We start from the raw sequence: 17,322 nt of genomic DNA, 5'->3' as shown, positions 1-17,322 counted from the left end.
GAAGAATCAGATCCGTGGTGTCGTAAAACAGCGGCACATAAAACGCGCTTCTGTGCCGCTACCTCCACTGCAATCCGAGAACAGCGTTGGAGCGGTAAAAAGAACACCGCTAAAGCACCCTCACTTCTCCACAACGCCCAATAACGCCTGTTTGCCGCCGACGTATTTGTACAGCGAGATCACACCGTGCCGCAGATCGCCTCTCGAATCGAACTGCGTTTCGCCGAGCACGCCGTGGTAATCGGTCGCCGGCATCGCCGCGAGAATCTTCGCGGAGTCCGTTGACTGCGCGCGCTTCATCGCTGCAACGATCACGCCGACCGCGTCGTATGCAAACGGAGAATTCAAGACCGGCGCGTAGCCAAAGCGCTTTTTGTAGCGTTCGACAAACGCCGGACCTTCAGCCATCTTCAGCAGCGGCGCGCCGGCAATCGAGCAGATCACGTTATCGGCGGCGTCGCCCGCGAGCTTCGCGAGGTCGTCGGCGCACAAGCCGTCGCCGGCGAGCACTTTGATCGTGATGCCGAGTTGCTTTGCCTGCTTCGCAAACGGACCGCCCGTGCCGTCGAGGCCGCCGTACATGATCGCGTCCGGCTTCTCGCCCTTGATTTTCGTGAGAATCGCGCGGAAATCGACGGCCTTGTCGGTGCTCGCGTCGTGCGACAACACCGTGATGCCATTCGCCTTCGCCTGTTTCTCGAACTCGACCGCGAGGCCCTGGCCGTAGGCGGTCGAATCGTCGACGATCGCCACCGTCTTCACCTTCAGCGTTTTTGCGGCGTAATCGGCGAGCGTGGGTCCCTGCTGCGCGTCGGTGGCGACCACGCGATACGCGGTCTTGAATCCCTGCAACGTATACGCCGGGTTGGTCGCGGACGGCGACACCTGCACGACGCCGGCATCGTTGTAGATCTTCGACGCGGGGATGGTCGAACCGGATTGCATATGCCCGACTACCGCGACCACCTTGTCGTCCACCAGTTTCTGCGCGACCTGGGTCGCCTGACGCGGATCGCCGGCATCGTCCTGGGCGTCGAACACCAGCGTCACCTTCTGTCCGCCGATCACGAGCCCCTTCTGGTTGATCTCCTCGATCGCAAGGCGCGCGCCGTTTTCCGTGTCCTTGCCCAGATACGAAGCCGGGCCGGTCACGGGCGCGGCTTCGCCGATTTTCACCATCTCGTCGGCACGGGCGACGCCCACGGCAGCCGCCGCCAATGTACCCAGAATGCCGACAGTCGCCATGCCGCGACCCAAGGCTGTGCTTTTGCTCATGCTTCACCCGAATAGTAGTGATGGTTGGGGCACGCGACTGCATGTGCCGATCTTCCTGCCTTCGTCGGATCGCCCGGGCCTCGCGGCGCGGCGTCGTTCGTCAGCGGTTCCAAATTTATGCAGCCAGAAAGCGGTGGCATTGAACCGATCTGCCGGAAAATAGAAGAATTGCGTCAGGCACCAATTGCGCGAATTAGCGGCACCTCACCGTATAATCAGCGCGAACCGCCCTCGAGTTTGCGCATGCCGACTGCCCGCTCTTCCCCTCCAGCGTCCCCTGCCACCGCGCCGACGGCTCACGAACTGGTCGAGCAACTGGACGCACTGCCGCGGGCGTTGCAGGCCCGCCCGAGCCGCTCCGAGGCCGAGTTGAGCGTGGGCATTCTGTTGTGGCCGCGTTTTCCGATGCTGTCGCTCGCCGGCTTGTGCGACGCACTGCGCCACGCGGCGGATCGTGGCGACCAGAGCCGCCAGTTGCGCTGTCTGTGGACCATCGTCGGCGTTCAGGCTGAAGCGGTCGAAGCGAGTTGCGGCATTCCGGTACGGGTGCAATCGGCGTTTCCGGATGTCACGCAATTCGACTACGTCGTCGTGATCGGCGGATTGCTGCCGCATCTGGATCAGGTCGACCGCCGCTATTGGGACTATCTGCAGCAGGCCGCACAGGCGGGCATTCCGCTGGTCGGCATGTGCACCGGCAGTTTCGTGCTCGCGCGGGCCGGTCTGCTGGAAGACCGCGTTGCCTGCGTGCACAGCTTCCATCTGGACGATTACAGGCGCATGTTTCCATCATTGCGCGTGATCACGCATGCCGACTATCTGATCGACGGCAACCGCATCACCTGCGCGGGCGGCATTTCAGTGGTCGAACTCGCCGCGCGTCTGATCAGCCTGCACTGCGGACCGGACCGCGCGTCGAAGGTGATTCATCAGATGACCGTCAGCCGTCAGGGCGGCTCATCGTTCATCGAGCGTCGCGCCGCGCTGGGTTATCTATCGGTCGAAGACGCGACCGTGCGTCACGCGGTATTGCTCATGGAAGAGAATCTGGAAGCGCCGCTGAATATCGCGGTCATCGCGAAGATGATCGGCACGAGCGTGCGTAACCTCGAACGCGCGTTCATGAGCGAGATGAACGCGTCGCCGAATGAATTTTATCGGCGGATGCGGCTGCGCTACGCGCGCTGGATGCTCGTCAACACGGCGCGCAAGATCACCGACATCGCCTACGAATGCGGCTTCGCGGATTCGGCGCACTTTATTCGGGCATTTCGCGAAGCCTATGGCGTGACACCCGGCAAGCTGCGCGCCTCGCGCAGCGTTGCAACCGGCTGACCTTCCCGTCTTCGACGCCATCCCCGCGAGCGCTTCATCTCACGGGCCAAGGACCTGTCGCGTTTCTTCTACTTTTCGGCAAATCGGTGCAATCCCTCCGCACCGGCCCCGTCGTACAGTCAGGTCATCGGGCAGGCCATGCATCGTGCCGCCCCTAACGCAAAGATCGCGAAGATCACGCAAGAGAGCGAGAGCAGCAGTATGCGGATATTGATCATCGGCGCGGGCGTTATCGGCCTGTCGAGCGCGTATTACCTGAGCCGCGCGGGCTATGACGTAACCGTTGTGGACCGGCATGAGGAGGTCGCCAGCGAAACCAGTTTCGGCAACGGCGGACAACTGTCGTATAGCTACGTCGCGCCACTCGCCGGCCCCGGCGTCGTGTCGAAACTGCCGCGCTGGCTAACGCAGCGCGATTCGCCGGTACGTTTCCGGCCGAAGTTGAGCGTCGAACAGTGGCGCTGGTGCTTCGAATTCCTGTCCGCGTGCACACGTGCCCGCAGCGAGCTGACCACGCAAAAGCTGCTGTCGCTGTCGTTCCTGAGCCGCACGCTAATGCACGAACTCATCGCCGCCGAGCCCTCGCTCGATTTCGACTTCGTGCGCTCCGGCAAGCTCGTGCTGCATCGTGACGCCAAGTCCATGCAAAGCGCGGTGGATTTGCTGGCGTTCCAACGCACGCTAGGTTGTGAACAGCTGGCGCTGAGCGCCGAAGCATGCGTAGAAATCGAACCGGCGCTTGCGCATGCCCGGCCGTTTCTGGCGGGCGGCATTCATACGCCGAGCGAAGACACGGCCGATTGCCGGCGCTTCTGCAACGGTCTGGAGGCGGTGCTGCGCGAGCGCGGCGTACGCTTCTTGATGAACACGCCAATCGATGCCCTGAAGTCCGGTGCAACCGGCGTCGAAGCCATTTGCAACGGCGCACCGCTCGCGGTGGACCGGATTGTCATCGCCTCGGGTGCGGGCGCGGCGCGATTGCTCAAGCCGCTCGGCATTCGCGTGGCGATCTATCCGATCAAGGGCTACAGCCTGACGTTCGATCTCCAGCCGCACATCGCGGCGCCGCATGTGAGCATCACCGACTTCGCCCACAAGGTCGTTTATGCGCGGCTAGGCGAACGGCTGCGAGTCGGGGGTATTGCCGATATCGATGGCTATTCGCTCGATGCGGACCCCGCGCGCTTCGCGACCCTGCGCAAGGAGACGGCCACGCTGTTTCCCGAAGTCGCCCAATCCGCCGCTGCCGGCGAATGGATCGGTTTGCGTCCGGCAACGCCACACGGCCTGCCGATTGTCGGACCGACGCGCTATCCGAACCTGTGGCTCAACGTAGGACATGGCGCGCTCGGCTTTACGCTCGCGACGGGTTCAGCCGCGCTATTGGCGGATGGACTCGCGGGCAGCAACAACCGCGAACTGAGCAGCGCCTTCGTCCTTTCGCATTGACGTTCTAAAGCCGACTCCGTCATGACCGCGTTTCGATTCTCCAATCTGACCAGACCCGCATGACAGCAAAAGCCAATATCGTTGTGATAGGCACAGGCGGCACTATCGCCGGCCAAGGTAAAGCCAGCGTCAATACTTCCACGTACATGTGCTCGGTACTCGGCATCGACGAGATTCTCGGCTCGATTCCGCACGCGGGCGAACTGGCGAATCTGCGCGCGGAACAACTGCTGCAAACCGGATCCGAGAATTTCAACAACGCGCATCTGCTTGCAATCGGCAAGCGCGTCGCCGAACTGCTGGCACGAAACGATGTCGACGGCGTGGTCATCACGCACGGTACCGATACGATCGAGGAGACCGCATACTTCCTGCATCTCACCCTCAAGAGCGCGAAGCCGGTGGTAGTGGTCGGCTCGATGCGTCCGCCATCGGCAATGAGTTCCGACGCAGCGCTGAATTTATACGATGCGCTTGCGGTTGCAACGCATCCGTCGTCGCGCGGACTCGGGACGCTGGTCGTTGCCAACAATGAGATCCATACGGCGCGTGACGTGGTCAAGAGCAACAGTTTCAAGCTCGACGCATTCCGCTCGCCGTATGGTGCGCTAGGGTATGTGATCGAAGGCGCGCCGCGCTATTACCGTTGGCCCGCGCGCGTCCATACGATCGACACGCCATGGTCGATCAATACGCTTCGCTCACTGCCGAAAGTCGATATCGTCTATGCGTATGGCGCGCTCGAACCCGGCGCAATCAACGCGATTACCGCGAACGCGCGTGGACTGATCTATGTGGGGACCGGCAACGGCAACGTCGCCACTCATCTGATCGACCCGCTTCGCGATGCCGCGAGGCGGGGCGTGCATGTGGTGCGCGCCTCGCGCACCGGCAGCGGCATCGTGTTGCACAACGGGGCGCAACCCGACCACGAATACGGCTGGCTCACAGTCGACGACCAGATTCCGCAGAAGGCCCGCATCCTTCTGACGTTGGCGCTCACGCAAACCAACGACACAGCCGCGTTGCAGGCCGTCTTCGAGCGCTATTGAAGCGCGCCTGTCTCCTTTCCGACTCACTTTCATCCGATCACGCCAATCATGCAATTCATCACCGACGACCACGTGCGCCGCCTCATCACGATGCGCGACGCAATTGCCGAACTGCGCATCGCGCTCGCGGAACACGGCGCGGGCCGCGCTCCGGTTCAACCGCGCGTCAGAACAAAGGGCGAGCATGTGTCCGTCAGCATGATGGGTGCGATCCTGCCGTCGCGCGGCGTGTGCGGCGCCAAGGTCTATTCGACGCATGGCGGCCGGTTCGATTTCGTCGTTCCACTCTTTTCGAGCGACGACGGATGCCTGCTATCGATTCTTCACGGCGACGCACTGACCGAATTCCGCACCGCCGCGGTCACGCGTATTGCCAGCGATGCGCTCGCCCGACCCGGCGCACGCGTGCTCGCGGTGTTCGGTACCGGCCGGCAAGCGAGAGCACATATCCGTGCGCTCGCTGACGGGTCCAGCATCGAGCGGGTGCTGATCGTCGGCATCGACCATGTGGCGGCAACGGTTGCTGAAATGCAGGCGCTGTTCCCGGACAAACTGATCGAAGCCAGCCACGCGCAAGCGGCCGCTCGCGCCGCCGATGTGATCGTCACCGCCACGCGTAGCGCGACACCGCTCTTCGACGGCACGTGGGTGAAGCCAGGCGCATTCATCGCGGCGATCGGTTCAAGCAAACCCGATGCGCGCGAACTCGACGACGCGCTGCTGGCGCGCGCGAATACGCTCGTCGTCGAGTCGCTGGAACAGGCGCGCAGCGAAGCGGGCGATCTGCTAATGGCCGCACCGGGTGTGGTCGCCTGGGACGACATCGTCGAACTGGGCGCGGTGCTCGCCAACCGCCGGTTCGAGCCTCGCGCACGAGGCGACGTGACGATCTTCAAGTCGCTCGGCTTCGGCCTCGCCGACGTTGCGTTAGCCGGTTTGATCACGCGTCGCATGAGCAACTGAAGGCAGTAGCGCTACCTTCCAGCTCATGGATGAAAGCGACGAGACTTCTGCCAGGAAATGCCGGGATGTTCAGAAAGGAAAAGGGCCAACTATCGGCGCCCATCTTTGCCGAGATACGCAGTGACCGCCTTTGTAAGCGCGATGCGGTGCATTTCCTCCGGCGATGCCAGATGCGCGGCGACAATCTCACGATTATCGAGCCGCAGCTCTGGCATGCAATCGAGGTGCAGTTCAAAGAAATGCACCCGGTCTCTTCGTCCGTCCCAAATGCCGCAGGCGCTGCCCGCGGGGATCAATGTGCCAGCCGACAGGCCGATCTCCTCCTCCATTTCCCGCCGCGCTGCTGAGTCAGGCGCCTCGCCGGGGTGGACACTACCGCCGGGAAAATTCCACTCGGCCCGATACGATGACTTCACAAGCAATAGCGCCTGACCGACGTAGATTGCGACGAGCGCGCCTTCATGGCGGGGCCGCCGAAGGTGCCACCATGCGCGAGCGAACTGGAATCCAAGGCGAAGCGCCATACGCCAGACAGAGTCGATAAGCGCAGCTGGTCGCCCTCGCTCAAGGCTCGGCATGAGTTCTCTCCTTTCCTTTCGTGGCTGAGGGTGTTCCGGAACGATGTGTTAGTGCGCGTTGGGTCATTCAACGTTTGCCGCACCACAACCAAGAAACCGTAGTGTAGCCAACGGCTGCTTCTGCTCGGGAGAGCGATTATCGACAATTCAAGGGCACAAGTCGACTGACCGTGCTACGTCGTCGCCCGGCGCTGGCCTTGCCGTCGCAAAGAATTCATCGACCTCGCGGCGAAACCGATTGACATCCCAATAATCCCCCGTACAATGGTTTTGTTGCAGCGCAGCAATTTACGTTGCCCTCTTGGCGCGCGGTTTTGTTTTCACTCAGAGCCCCTCGCACTCTTGCCGCCTTACCCTTACGGAGCAGTGATGAGCACGCTTATTCCCCAGCAATTGGTTGCCGCCCAACAATCCAGCCTCGAGGCGCTTTTCGGCCTGACGAACAAAGCATTTGAAGGTTTCGAACAGCTGGTCGCGTTGAATTTGCAGGTTGGCAAAGCAGTTCTCGCCGAAAACCAGGAAATCGTCACCAAAGCTCTCTCAGCGGGCAACCCGGGCGCGCTGTTCGCGTTGCAAGCAAGCCTTTCCCAGCCAGCGGCGGAAAAAGCAGTTGCGTACGGCCGCCAGGTTCAAGAAATCGTGTCCGGCGTTCAGAGCGAAATCACCGCCGCGGCGACAGCGCAGGGCCAACAGTTCCAACGGGACGCTCAAGGTTTCGTCGAAAGCCTTCAGAAGAACACACCGGCTGGAAGCGAATCCGCTATTGCCGCGTGGAACTCGGTTCTCTCGGCAGCGAATGCGACCTATGAATCGGCTAACAAGGCTGCCAAGCAGTTCGTGTCGAGCGTATCCGCCGTTCAGTAGGAACTTGCGTCTTTCTTAGACCTTTTGCGTCTACCAATGCGAACTTCGGTTCGCATTTTTCTTTTTCCTGAACCGGATGTATCGAGAAGCGACTAATACTGTGTAGGTTGCTTCTGAACAGAACCACGAGACAGCGCACTTCAAGCAAGGACGAAATGACCGGACACTCTGCGATGGACGATCGATTTGATCGACGAGAACTGCTGCTTCACCTGGGTGACATTCTCGCCGCGTTGAACTGTTTAAACGACGCGAACGAACCGGGCGCCTCGGTGGCACATCTTGTGCAGAAACATGCTTCATTGCAGCACTTCGCGTTTCTTCACGCCCTGCCGCCAACAATGACGGCGAGCGAATTCGGCACACGCGTCGCGCGTTCATTTTTCTCGTGGCCAAGCGCGTTGCTCGAGGCGGATCTCAACCGGGACACACTCGCGTCAACCGTTCAGCAAAATCTGTTTGACGCAAATCCCGACGGCTGGAACGCGTATCTCGGCTACGTCCAGAAGAAAGTGAAGTGGTTCGGCACCGGATTCTCGAATCACGGTAAAGATGCTCTGGCTGAACCGACGCACGATGTTCCCAATGAGGCGCGCCCTATCGAGCCGCCGGTCGAGGTCGTGCCGGCTGCGCAAGCGGATGCGCGCGGCGAGAAGAGAGGTTGGCCCTGGCCGGAACCGCGGTCGAAGTCCTGACACTTGCCGCTTGTCGCCAGTACCGCTAGATCAAGATTCCCGAGTACTCAAACCCGGCGTGCAAAGCGTTTCCGCTCGCTCCTGAAGCCAGCGGGGACGCTTCGCAAACACCTTCCATTTCACGGCGCGCGCGGACCTCACTGGATGAAACGGACCCGGTCAGCTCAACCACGGGTGCCGGCCCCTTGCCCGACGCGAGCAGACAGCAGCATAGGCTGTCGGCTCACGCGCGGCCGGTTGGTGTTAGCTGCCTCCGAAAAAAACGTTGCATTGCGGATCTACCCTGCACGGCCTGACACGTCGCGCGCCGCTTTGCATCCGGGTATCAGGCGTGCCGCCGTAGGCTTCCATCCCCGTACTGGGCGAAGAATCAGCCTGCATCGCGGCGCTTTGCTGAGGGGCGGGTTGTGCAGCATCGGGCGTGCTTTGCGCATATGCGACCCCGACCATGACAAACAACCCGAAAGCAGAAGCAACCATCAATCGTAATTTCATGTCGGCTCCTTAAGCGAGGTTAAGTTTTCCATCCATGTGATTCGTCATTCGCGTGTCGCGCGATTGAAATCCATGCAGGATGTGCGGATGCGAAGGTGTCTTCGAATCCGCGGGCCAATCGCCCGAGGTCAATGTTTCAGGCAATTGGGAAGAAGCGAAGCGCAGTGCGCCAGGCGAAGGTCGATGGACGCGAGATGGCGTGCGAGCAGGCAATGTCAACGGATTTCATGGACCCGTCGGCACGCAATAGCCGCCCCTGCAAATACGTTATAGGGCGCGGAAAGTCGAAACGAAAGCGAATGTTTAAACCCGCTGTCTCCCTACAACGCGGGTACGTTTTTTTCGTCGCGGGTCGGGATGGATCTACCATTCAACGCCGCGAAGGTTTTGCCACTCTGCCTGCAACAGTGTTTTCAGAAATCGCACATCGACGCCAACTTTTCTCGACACGATACTTCCCACATCCGAATTGTCTCGTGACGGGACGTGTCGGCAAGGCACGACGACACGAGACCGCTACGAGCCTCGAACTTCGAAGGGGAAACCGACATGGACGAGCAAAAACGCCTCAGCATGATTGCGTACCTGCGCCGCAAGATGACCACAGTCGGCATCAAGGTGGCGGACCTCAAGGCAGCGATCGCCGAAGACCTGGCGCGCCAGAAATCGGCGCGATATCGCAGTGCTTTCGGCGACACCTGGGACGGCAAGGGTGATATGCCGCAATGGCTAAAGCAAGCCACGAGCGCTGGACAATCGCTGGCGCACTTTGCGATCGAGAAACCGTCGGCATCGGCTAGCCGTCAACGTCCTGCCATCGACTGGAGTCGAGACCCGTTCGCGGGCACGCGCCTGGCGACAGTTCGGGCGTCCTGAACCGACAACGTGTATCGCGCCGGGCGTTCAATGCGAACGCCCGTGTCCTCCGCCGCTACCCCAGTAGTGGCCGCCACCCATCCCGTGCCCTGGGTATCCGCGACCACCCCAGCCGCCATGACCGCCCCAACCGCCTGGATATCCATGTCCCCAGTAACCGTAGCCATGGCGGCCCCAATAGCCGTATCGGCCACCGCCATAACAGCAGCCGCCCCAATAGCCGAAACTCAGCGACACTGACGGTCCCCACCACGCGGGCGAACCGTAGTACGGATACGCGACTGGATAATACGCAGGCGCAACGAAGACGGGTACGGCCGGTGCGATATAGGTGTTCGTCGACACAGTCGCATCCGGCACGGCTGCACCATCTGCTGCTGTGGCGGCAGTCGAGAAAGAGTATTGCGGCGGTGCGGCCGCCGCCGGCACAACGCCGTACGGAACGTAGCCATACGGCACGTAGTAGTAGCAACCGGACAAAGCGGTGGACAGGACCACCCACGCAACGGCGCGGCCCGCACGCGACATTGCGTCCAGCATTTTCATAACCTGCTCCACGGTCTGATATGGCGCGGCACGCCGCGTCTTTAATACAGTCAGCTTACTCCAGAAAACCGGATGCCTATGCGCCTGGGGGTCAGGGACAGATCCGGTTAGCCTTGTTTCTCCGCACCGCGTGAAAAGGTCCATCACATGTTGAATAGCCCGGAAATCAAGGCTCTTTTGTTCGGCGTCTTCGGGACGGTTGTCGATTGGAGAAGTGGTGACGCTCGCGACGTGGGTCAATTTCTCGGGCGCCATGCCGTGCCCAGCTCGGCTACCCTGCGTAGCGCCTCTGCTTACATCGACTGGTGTTTTATCGTACAAATTGCTTCGAGCGGCAATCGAATTCTCGTCATCGAACCTTCACATATTGACGGGACAATCGCGCCACTGAGAGAGCGGGGTGTCGTCACCCCAAATAAATCAAATGCAAATCCTGCCGAACACACCGGCCAGCAGAATCAGCTTTCATCGCGGGTATGGTCTCCGCGCAAGTACGACGCCGACCGGCGCTGGCTTGCATTCCGCCGACCTCGTTATCGAACAGCCCGGACGGCCGCCGCGAGCATTCTCCTCGCTGGATCTGTTCTACGACCACGAACAGGCAATGCAATACGCCACTGTCTGGGGGCGTATCTGGGTCGACTCAAAGACCTGAGACCAAGCTGGGCCACTCAGGAACACCGCTTGCGCGCTACCGGTTTACCTTTTTTCGAAGGAGGTAAATCATGGGCTCAATCAATCCGCAAGGTGACACCCGCCGCGGAGCGGAAATCGTCGGCGGCGGTATGGGCGAAGGACCGGGACCGGACATCATGGCCGCGGCAACGCTCGACGGGAACAAGGTCATGTCCTCTGATGGCGAACACGTCGGGAAAATTTCGGACATCATGCTGGACGTCAGGAACGGACGTATTGCCTACGCGGTACTTTCCGAGGGAGGCTTTCTCGGAATGGGTTCAACCCTGCACGCCATCCCATGGAGTGCGTTGACGCTCGACACGGACGAGAAGTGTTTCTTCGTCGACATTACCGCACAGCGTCTCAAGGACGACCCGGGTTTCGACAAGGACCACTGGCCGACAATGGCTGACGCGAAGTGGGGAGAATCGACGTACAGCTACTACAACCGCCAGCCGTATTGGTCAGCCACCCATGAGGTGGTAGAAGACGACCCTGCCTTCAGACCGAGCGAGCACTAATAACGACTAATGACATCCACAGGCAAGCCATACCATGCGGACAGCTAGCCTGTCGCTCTAGCGCTTACGCCCACCCCGCTCCATTGCGGTGGGCGTAAGCGCATCAAACAAAGCATGAACTGGCGGCTAGCCACTCATGAATTATTTCGAAAGCCGATGATTGCGGCGCATGGTTGGAACACCCACCTCCCGCTCGCACATTGCAAGATCCGATTATGAAAAGCGAACGTCAGACCGGGTTCAACGCAGGCCGTTCATCCAGCACCGCGGCAACATTATTTAGCGCCGTAAAACCCATCTGATCGCGCGTCTCCATCGTCGCGCTGGCCATGTGAGGCGTCAGGAACACGTTGTCGAGTCCGGCGAACCGCTTATCGACATTGGGCTCGTTCCGGTACACATCCAGACCCGCGCCGAACAGATGCCCCGAGGTCAGCGCGTCGTAGAGCGCGTCTTCATCCACCAGTGCACCACGCGCCGCGTTGACAAAAACCGCGCCCGCCGGCAGGAGCGCAAATTCTCTTTTTGTCATTAGCGGGACGCCTCCGCCCGGCACGTGCAGCGTCAACACCTGGCAGTGCGGCAACATTTCGTCGAGGCTGCTGTAAAACGTCGCGCCATTTTCCAGCGACGCAGCCGCACGGTTGATGTCCGTATAGATCACGCGCATGCCGAAGCCCTGCGCGCGCTTCGCGACCGCGCGTCCGATACGCCCGAATCCGACAATGCCGAGCGTCTTGCCATTAACGCGCGTACCCAGCATCTCGGTCATCCCGAACGATTTTCCCCAGCCGTTGCGCATGATCCGCTCGTATTCCGACGCGCGGCGGCAGGCCGCCAGCACGAGCAGAAGAGAAAAATCGGCGGTGCATTCGGTCAACGCATCGGGTGCGTTCGTGACGACGATTCCCCTCTCGCGGGCGGCCGCCACATCCATGTGATCGAAACCCGCGCTCGCGTTCGCAATGATTTTCACGGTCGAGGGCAGCGCGGCAATGTGCTCCGCTTGCAAACCTGACTTCTTCCCGATCAATACGGCCGGCGTTGCGTGCTTTTTGCAAAAGTCGACGACAGACCACGCGTCCATATCGGACTCGGTCACGAAGGCATGAAATTCAGCCTCGGCGCGTTTCGCCACGGCTGTGGGCACCTTTCGCGCAATCAACAGCCTGGTGCGGTTATTTTCCGACATGGTTTTTCCTTGGGTAGGGCAGACGTCGAGAGACTACGAAACGGCAGACGAGACCGTCAATGTTGATTGGAAGAATCAACTATCGAAAACGATTCACCCCTTTATTCGTTCCCGGCGCACCATGCGCGTTGCGATGCGTTGTCTTCCATCTCCGAACCCACGCACTGCCGGCAACGCGCGCATCAGGAAAACCCTGGTGCGCGCCCCATCGGTAAAGCGCCCAGATGTTGATTCAATGAATCAAGATTGCTCGACGGATAGCGCGAATGCAACTCTGCTTCCCGTGTTCAACCGAACTGTCGAGAGGAAGTGAAATGCCTGCATCGAAGAAATTCGCAGCTGTGACCGGCGCCGGCTCCGGCATCGGCCGCGCCGCTGCCGTGGCGCTCGCCAATGCGGGATTCGCCGTTGCGCTGATCGGGCGCGGAGCCGAGCCGCTGCTGGAAACGAAGGAAACCATCGGCATGGCGGGTGGAGAAGCACATGTATTCCAGGCCGACGTTGCCGACGCGGCATCGGTCGAGCAGGCGTTTTCGCGCATTGCCGAGGCATTCGGCCGGCTCGACGTGCTCTTCAATAACGCAGGCCGCAACGCGGGCGCCGTGCCGCTCGAAGACTACGACGCCGATTTCTGGAACGATGTCGTGGCCACCAATCTGACCGGCGTGTTTCTGTGCGCCCGGTCCGCTTATCGCTTGATGAAAGCACAGTGTCCTCAAGGCGGTCGCATCATCAACAACGGATCGATCTCCGCTCACTCGCCGAGGCCGCACACCATCGCCTATACGGCGACAAAACATGCGGTCACCGGCATCACCCGCTCGATTGCGCTGGACGGACGTGCGTTCAACATCGCGTGCGGCCAGATCGATATCGGCAATGCGGCCACATCGCTCACGGAACGCATGAACCGCGGCGTACTGCAAGCGGACGGACGCATAGCGCCTGAAGCAAGAATGGATGTGACGCACGTCGCGAATGCCGTCGTGCATATGGCCAGTCTTCCGCTCGAAGCCAATGTACTCAATATGACCATCATGGCGAGCGCGATGCCGTTCGTCGGCCGCGGATAAATCGCACCACGCCGAATAAAAAAAGAACAACCGGCCAATGTACTGGAGACACTGATGAAAGTCGTAGAGGAACAAACATTGTCGGCGCGAAACCCGGCTTACGCGGATACCGCGAAGCGCTCCAAAGTGCGATACGTCGTGCTCTCGATGCTGCTCGCGGCAACCATCCTCAACTACGTGGACAGGTCGGCGCTCGGCATCGTCGCACCGGGACTCTCGAAAGGCCTCGCGCTGGACAAGATGCAGATGGGTGAGCTGTTTGCCGCATTCGGCCTCGCCTACTCCATCGGGCTGGTGCCCGGCGGCGTACTGACCGACGTTCTAGGTTCGCGCGTGGCATATGCGCTGTCCCTCCTCGGCTGGTCGTTCGCCACGCTGACGCAAGGTCTTGCGACCGGCTATCACATGCTGCTCGGCTCGCGGCTTGCCATCGGCGCGCTGGAGGCGCCGGCTTTCCCTTCGAATGCGCGCGCCGTGACGTTGTGGTTTCCCGCACGCGAGCGCGGCTTCGCGACCAGCGTCTATGTCATGGGGCAATACATCGGCACGCCGTTGTTCACCGGCTTGTTGCTGTGGATTTCCGCCGCGTATGGCTGGCGCATGGTCTTTTACGTCACGGGCGGCGTCGGCATGCTGTTCAGCCTTCTCTGGTACCGGGTGTATCGCGATCCGCATCAGCACGCGAGCGTGAATGCCGCCGAACTTCAATACATCAACGACGGCTCTACGGCTGCACGCAAGCCCCGCGAGAAGTTCGACTGGCGTATGGCGCTCAAGCTGCTTAGTTACCGGCAGATTCTCGCCATCTGCGTCGGCAAGTTCTGCAACAACACGCTGCTAGTCTTCTTCACCACGTGGTTCATGACCTATCTGATCGAAGCGCGTCACATGTCGATGATCAAGGTCGGGATCTTCCAGGCACTTCCTTTTATCGGCGCGACGGCCGGCATTCTCCTCGCGGGCTCTCTCTCGGACTTTTTCATCCGGCGTGGGGTGTCGATTTCCACGGCACGCAAGACGCCGCTCATCGTCGGTACGCTGCTGGGCGCATCGATCGTGCTGGTTAATTTTGTCGAGTCGAACGAGGCGGTGATCGCCATCCTGACTATCGCGTTCTTCGCGCAAGGTGTCGGGTCGATGTCGTGGGCTGCCGTTTCCGAAATCGCGCCGCGCCAATACGTGGGACTGACCAGCAGCATCACCAGTCTCGCGGCCAACATTGCGGGCGTGACGACGCCGCTCATGATCGGCTATATCACTCACCACACCGGCCACTTCTACTGGGCGCTTAATCTGATGGGTGCGATATGCCTGGTCGGCGCGTTCTCCTACTCCGTGCTGCTGGGGAAGCTTTCCCGCATCGAACTGTGACGCTTTTGACTACCGGTGAAATCGTATGATTGAATTCAAGTGGGATCATCTGCAACTGTGCTCGGCCGACGCCGAGGCCACCGCCGCATGGTTTGCGCGCTGTCTGAACGCCGAGATCGTGCGTCGACCGGGGCGAGTGGATTTGCGCATCGGCAGCATCAATCTCTTCATCACGGCGCTGGCGGGCGCGCAAACAGGCCGCGCCGATAGTGAGCGGAAACAGGGCATCGATCATTTCGGCGTGGTCGTGGACGATCTCGATGCCGCGTTCGAGCATCTGTCGCGCTGCGACGCGGAAATCGTCGAGCCGATCAAGCAGGTCCGCCCCGGCGTCAGAGCCTGCTTCGTGCGCTCGCCGGGGGACATTCTGGTCGAGATCCTGGAGCGGCGCCCCGCCGAGATGACTTTTACCTGAAAAGACGTCAATATTGACGCTCGATCGGTTGTGCTCGCCTGCACGGCGCGATCCGCGTCGTAACGGCTCTGCTGCCCGTTCCGCTGCATCACCTTGCCTGCCATCCCATGCGAAACTGGATCACGCTGACTGAAGCGGCTCGACAACTCGGCGTGCAAGCGCAGACCATCTATGCGTACGTCAGCCGCGGCAACATCGCGGTCATGCCGGATCCGAACGACCCGCGCAAGAGCCTGTATCGTGCGGAAGACGTGGCCAGTCTGTGCCGCAAAAAGCAGGTCGGGCGCAAGCGCGAGGCGCTTGCCGCCGGGACCATATTCGGCACCGAGCCCTGCATTTACAGCGGCATTACCACCTTCTCGAAAGGTCGTCCGTATTACCGGGGACGGGATAGCATCCGGCTGTCGGACACGGCGACGCTCGAAGACGTGGCGGCCATTCTCTGGAATGCGCGCGGCCCCGTCTCCTTAGAACCCGGTGACCTGCCGCTTCAGGGCGACGAGCGCGGCAGGCAGTGCGCGTTCACATCGCTGGCGGCGCTCGCGGCCAGCGGGCACTCGACCCTCGGGCGCACCGACAGCGCATTGCATGTCGAGGCTGGCCGGCTCGTCGCGCTGATCGCACAAGCGTTTGGCGCGCGCTGTGATGGGAATGCACAAACGACGCATGAACGGCTCGCACTCGGCTGGGGCCAGGGCCGCGAAGGCGCCGAACTCATCCGCCGCGCCATGGTTCTCGTGGCCGACCACGAGACGACGAGTTCGGCGTTCGCCGCCAGAATTACCGCCTCCACCGGCGCGTCCCTGCCGGGATGCCTGCTCACCGGGCTCGCGACACTCTCCGGCCCGTTGCATGGCGACGCGTCAGGCCGCGTGAGGGCCGTGTTCGACGACGTTGCAAGACTCGGTGCGGAGCATGTCGTCGTCCATCATTTGCAGTCGGCTACGCCCATTCCAGGATTCGGGCATCACATCTATCCGGACGGCGATGCCCGAGCAGCCGCACTGCTCGAGGTGCTCGATCCGCCTCGGGAACTCACGTCGTTCATCAACAAGGTGGTTGAACTGACCGGCTTCAGGCCGAATATCGACATTGCGCTTGCCGCATTGGCGGCGCAGTTGGCGTTGCCACGCGATGCGTCGTTCGCGCTGTTCGCAACGGCCCGAAGCGTGGGTTTGCTGGCGCATTGCATCGAACAGCTCCGGGTGGGCAAGGTCATTCGGCCAAGGGGCCGTTACACCGGCCGCGCATTGGAAGATGCCAGCCCCGCGCTGCCCGCGGACGGCACTGAGAAAGCGTTGGATCCGGCCACGCTCGACAAGAATCGGGTGTTCAAGGTAGTTGAGCGCTGAGAAGCGCGTATCGCCCGGACTCCGCTAAATACAAGAAACCCTCGAAGCGAACTGTCGATTTCGTGCGCACTCATTCGTCGTGGTGTTGAAGGCATCGAATGTCTTCCCACATAATCTGAGCCTCAACTTTTGACAGGAGAATCCCGATGCGCGTCATGGTCATGGTCAAGGCGACCGCCGAATCCGAAGCCGGTCAAATGCCCGGGACGGAGCTTATCGAGGCGATGGGCCGATATAACGAGGAGCTGGTCAAGGCCGGCATCATGCTCGGCGGCGACGGACTTAAGCCGAGCTCGAAGGGCGTGCGCGTGAAATTCTCCGGCAAGGATCGAACCGTCGTCGACGGTCCGTTTGCCGAAACCAAGGAATTGATCGCGGGCTACTGGATCTGGCAAGTGCAATCAATGGAAGAAGCGATCGAATGGGTACGCCGCTGCCCGAACCCGATGCCAAGCGACTCGGAGATCGAAATTCGCCCGTTCTTCGAGGCTGCTGATTTTGGCGAGGCGTTTACGCCCGAGCTTCAGGAAAACGAAGAGCGGCTTCGGCAGCAGATTGAATCGAAGCAAAGTAAAGACTAAGGAAACTCTCC

Annotated in this window: 18 protein-coding genes; 13 read left to right on the top strand and 5 right to left on the bottom strand. The window is 60.9% G+C overall.

Features of this window, described 5'->3' with window-relative positions:
- Positions 1-120: 120 nt before the first annotated feature.
- Complete coding sequence (locus tag ACFSNN_RS05790; RefSeq protein WP_134465482.1) at positions 121-1,245, bottom strand: branched-chain amino acid ABC transporter substrate-binding protein; 1,125 nt, start codon at positions 1,243-1,245, stop codon at positions 121-123.
- Between the two features lie 273 nt (positions 1,246-1,518).
- Between ACFSNN_RS05790 and ACFSNN_RS05785 the strand changes: the two genes are divergently transcribed.
- The 4 genes from ACFSNN_RS05785 (at position 1,519) to ACFSNN_RS05770 (ending at position 6,074) form a co-directional block, all read left to right on the top strand.
- The gene (locus tag ACFSNN_RS05785; RefSeq protein WP_134460152.1) at positions 1,519-2,610 is read left to right on the top strand and encodes a GlxA family transcriptional regulator; all 1,092 of its coding nucleotides are present in this window, start codon (positions 1,519-1,521) and stop codon (positions 2,608-2,610) included.
- A gap of 201 nt (positions 2,611-2,811) precedes the next feature.
- Positions 2,812-4,059, top strand: coding sequence for a D-amino acid dehydrogenase (locus ACFSNN_RS05780; RefSeq protein WP_166799319.1), 1,248 nt, complete (start codon positions 2,812-2,814; stop codon positions 4,057-4,059).
- A gap of 59 nt (positions 4,060-4,118) precedes the next feature.
- On the top strand, positions 4,119-5,111 hold the full coding sequence (locus tag ACFSNN_RS05775; RefSeq protein ID WP_134460158.1) for an asparaginase: 993 nt from the start codon (positions 4,119-4,121) through the stop codon (positions 5,109-5,111).
- A 48-nt stretch (positions 5,112-5,159) separates the two neighbouring features.
- Complete coding sequence (locus tag ACFSNN_RS05770; protein ID WP_134460161.1) at positions 5,160-6,074, top strand: ornithine cyclodeaminase family protein; 915 nt, start codon at positions 5,160-5,162, stop codon at positions 6,072-6,074.
- Positions 6,075-6,163: 89 nt separating this feature from the next.
- On the opposite strand, the gene ACFSNN_RS05765 is transcribed toward ACFSNN_RS05770, so the two are convergent.
- Positions 6,164-6,652 carry an NUDIX domain-containing protein gene (locus tag ACFSNN_RS05765; protein ID WP_134460164.1) on the bottom strand — a complete coding sequence of 163 codons (489 nt, stop codon included), beginning with the start codon at positions 6,650-6,652 and terminating at the stop codon, positions 6,164-6,166.
- Between the two features lie 369 nt (positions 6,653-7,021).
- On the opposite strand from ACFSNN_RS05765, the gene phaP reads away from it, so the two are divergent.
- Complete coding sequence (phaP, locus tag ACFSNN_RS05760) at positions 7,022-7,516, top strand: TIGR01841 family phasin (RefSeq protein ID WP_134460167.1); 495 nt, start codon at positions 7,022-7,024, stop codon at positions 7,514-7,516.
- Between the two features lie 107 nt (positions 7,517-7,623).
- Positions 7,624-8,211, top strand: coding sequence for a hypothetical protein (locus ACFSNN_RS05755; RefSeq protein ID WP_377765057.1), 588 nt, complete (start codon positions 7,624-7,626; stop codon positions 8,209-8,211).
- 243 nt (positions 8,212-8,454) lie between these two features.
- Here the strand turns inward: ACFSNN_RS05755 and ACFSNN_RS05750 are convergent, their stop codons facing one another.
- Positions 8,455-8,706 (bottom strand): hypothetical protein, encoded by a 252-nt coding sequence (locus ACFSNN_RS05750; protein ID WP_134460173.1) that lies wholly within the window; start codon positions 8,704-8,706, stop codon positions 8,455-8,457.
- A gap of 549 nt (positions 8,707-9,255) precedes the next feature.
- On the opposite strand from ACFSNN_RS05750, the gene ACFSNN_RS05745 reads away from it, so the two are divergent.
- On the top strand, positions 9,256-9,582 hold the full coding sequence (locus tag ACFSNN_RS05745) for an H-NS family nucleoid-associated regulatory protein (protein ID WP_134460175.1): 327 nt from the start codon (positions 9,256-9,258) through the stop codon (positions 9,580-9,582).
- A gap of 27 nt (positions 9,583-9,609) precedes the next feature.
- Here ACFSNN_RS05745 and ACFSNN_RS05740 read toward each other — a convergent pair whose 3' ends face one another.
- The gene (locus ACFSNN_RS05740) at positions 9,610-10,128 is read right to left on the bottom strand and encodes a hypothetical protein (RefSeq protein WP_134460178.1); all 519 of its coding nucleotides are present in this window, start codon (positions 10,126-10,128) and stop codon (positions 9,610-9,612) included.
- 725 nt (positions 10,129-10,853) lie between these two features.
- Here ACFSNN_RS05740 and ACFSNN_RS05735 point away from each other — a divergent pair.
- The gene (locus ACFSNN_RS05735) at positions 10,854-11,327 is read left to right on the top strand and encodes a PRC-barrel domain-containing protein (protein ID WP_134460184.1); all 474 of its coding nucleotides are present in this window, start codon (positions 10,854-10,856) and stop codon (positions 11,325-11,327) included.
- Positions 11,328-11,556: 229 nt separating this feature from the next.
- Here ACFSNN_RS05735 and ACFSNN_RS05730 read toward each other — a convergent pair whose 3' ends face one another.
- Positions 11,557-12,519 (bottom strand): 2-hydroxyacid dehydrogenase, encoded by a 963-nt coding sequence (locus ACFSNN_RS05730; RefSeq protein ID WP_134460187.1) that lies wholly within the window; start codon positions 12,517-12,519, stop codon positions 11,557-11,559.
- Between the two features lie 314 nt (positions 12,520-12,833).
- Between ACFSNN_RS05730 and ACFSNN_RS05725 the strand changes: the two genes are divergently transcribed.
- The 5 genes from ACFSNN_RS05725 (at position 12,834) to ACFSNN_RS05705 (ending at position 17,311) form a co-directional block, all read left to right on the top strand.
- On the top strand, positions 12,834-13,592 hold the full coding sequence (locus ACFSNN_RS05725; protein ID WP_134460190.1) for an SDR family oxidoreductase: 759 nt from the start codon (positions 12,834-12,836) through the stop codon (positions 13,590-13,592).
- Between the two features lie 54 nt (positions 13,593-13,646).
- A complete protein-coding gene (locus tag ACFSNN_RS05720; RefSeq protein ID WP_134460192.1) occupies positions 13,647-14,963 on the top strand; it encodes an MFS transporter in 1,317 nt (438 codons plus the stop codon).
- A gap of 25 nt (positions 14,964-14,988) precedes the next feature.
- Positions 14,989-15,378, top strand: a complete 390-nt coding sequence (locus tag ACFSNN_RS05715) for a VOC family protein (protein WP_134460195.1) — start codon at positions 14,989-14,991, stop codon at positions 15,376-15,378.
- A gap of 107 nt (positions 15,379-15,485) precedes the next feature.
- Entirely contained in the window at positions 15,486-16,730 is a 1,245-nt protein-coding gene (locus tag ACFSNN_RS05710; protein WP_134460198.1) for a citrate synthase, read from the top strand.
- 146 nt (positions 16,731-16,876) lie between these two features.
- Positions 16,877-17,311: a YciI family protein gene (locus ACFSNN_RS05705; protein ID WP_134460201.1), complete on the top strand. Its 435-nt coding sequence runs from the start codon at positions 16,877-16,879 to the stop codon at positions 17,309-17,311.
- Positions 17,312-17,322: the final 11 nt, after the last annotated feature.

Source organism: Paraburkholderia dipogonis (assembly GCF_042680985.1).
In the GTDB taxonomy this organism is placed as follows: domain Bacteria; phylum Pseudomonadota; class Gammaproteobacteria; order Burkholderiales; family Burkholderiaceae; genus Paraburkholderia; species Paraburkholderia phytofirmans.
This window is presented reverse-complemented; position numbering and strand designations above follow the sequence as displayed.

Bases quoted from the DNA above. Each gene is read 5' to 3' on its own strand.
- ACFSNN_RS05790 (WP_134465482.1), bottom strand. From the start codon at position 1,245: ATGGCGACTGTCGGCATTCTGGGTACATTGGCGGCGGCTGCCGTGGGC.
- ACFSNN_RS05785 (WP_134460152.1), top strand. From the start codon at position 1,519: ATGCCGACTGCCCGCTCTTCCCCTCCAGCGTCCCCTGCCACCGCGCCG.
- ACFSNN_RS05780 (WP_166799319.1), top strand. From the start codon at position 2,812: ATGCGGATATTGATCATCGGCGCGGGCGTTATCGGCCTGTCGAGCGCG.
- ACFSNN_RS05775 (WP_134460158.1), top strand. From the start codon at position 4,119: ATGACAGCAAAAGCCAATATCGTTGTGATAGGCACAGGCGGCACTATC.
- ACFSNN_RS05770 (WP_134460161.1), top strand. From the start codon at position 5,160: ATGCAATTCATCACCGACGACCACGTGCGCCGCCTCATCACGATGCGC.
- ACFSNN_RS05765 (WP_134460164.1), bottom strand. From the start codon at position 6,652: ATGCCGAGCCTTGAGCGAGGGCGACCAGCTGCGCTTATCGACTCTGTC.
- phaP (WP_134460167.1), top strand. From the start codon at position 7,022: ATGAGCACGCTTATTCCCCAGCAATTGGTTGCCGCCCAACAATCCAGC.
- ACFSNN_RS05750 (WP_134460173.1), bottom strand. From the start codon at position 8,706: ATGAAATTACGATTGATGGTTGCTTCTGCTTTCGGGTTGTTTGTCATG.
- ACFSNN_RS05745 (WP_134460175.1), top strand. From the start codon at position 9,256: ATGGACGAGCAAAAACGCCTCAGCATGATTGCGTACCTGCGCCGCAAG.
- ACFSNN_RS05740 (WP_134460178.1), bottom strand. From the start codon at position 10,128: ATGAAAATGCTGGACGCAATGTCGCGTGCGGGCCGCGCCGTTGCGTGG.
- ACFSNN_RS05735 (WP_134460184.1), top strand. From the start codon at position 10,854: ATGGGCTCAATCAATCCGCAAGGTGACACCCGCCGCGGAGCGGAAATC.
- ACFSNN_RS05730 (WP_134460187.1), bottom strand. From the start codon at position 12,519: ATGTCGGAAAATAACCGCACCAGGCTGTTGATTGCGCGAAAGGTGCCC.
- ACFSNN_RS05725 (WP_134460190.1), top strand. From the start codon at position 12,834: ATGCCTGCATCGAAGAAATTCGCAGCTGTGACCGGCGCCGGCTCCGGC.
- ACFSNN_RS05720 (WP_134460192.1), top strand. From the start codon at position 13,647: ATGAAAGTCGTAGAGGAACAAACATTGTCGGCGCGAAACCCGGCTTAC.
- ACFSNN_RS05715 (WP_134460195.1), top strand. From the start codon at position 14,989: ATGATTGAATTCAAGTGGGATCATCTGCAACTGTGCTCGGCCGACGCC.
- ACFSNN_RS05710 (WP_134460198.1), top strand. From the start codon at position 15,486: ATGCGAAACTGGATCACGCTGACTGAAGCGGCTCGACAACTCGGCGTG.
- ACFSNN_RS05705 (WP_134460201.1), top strand. From the start codon at position 16,877: ATGCGCGTCATGGTCATGGTCAAGGCGACCGCCGAATCCGAAGCCGGT.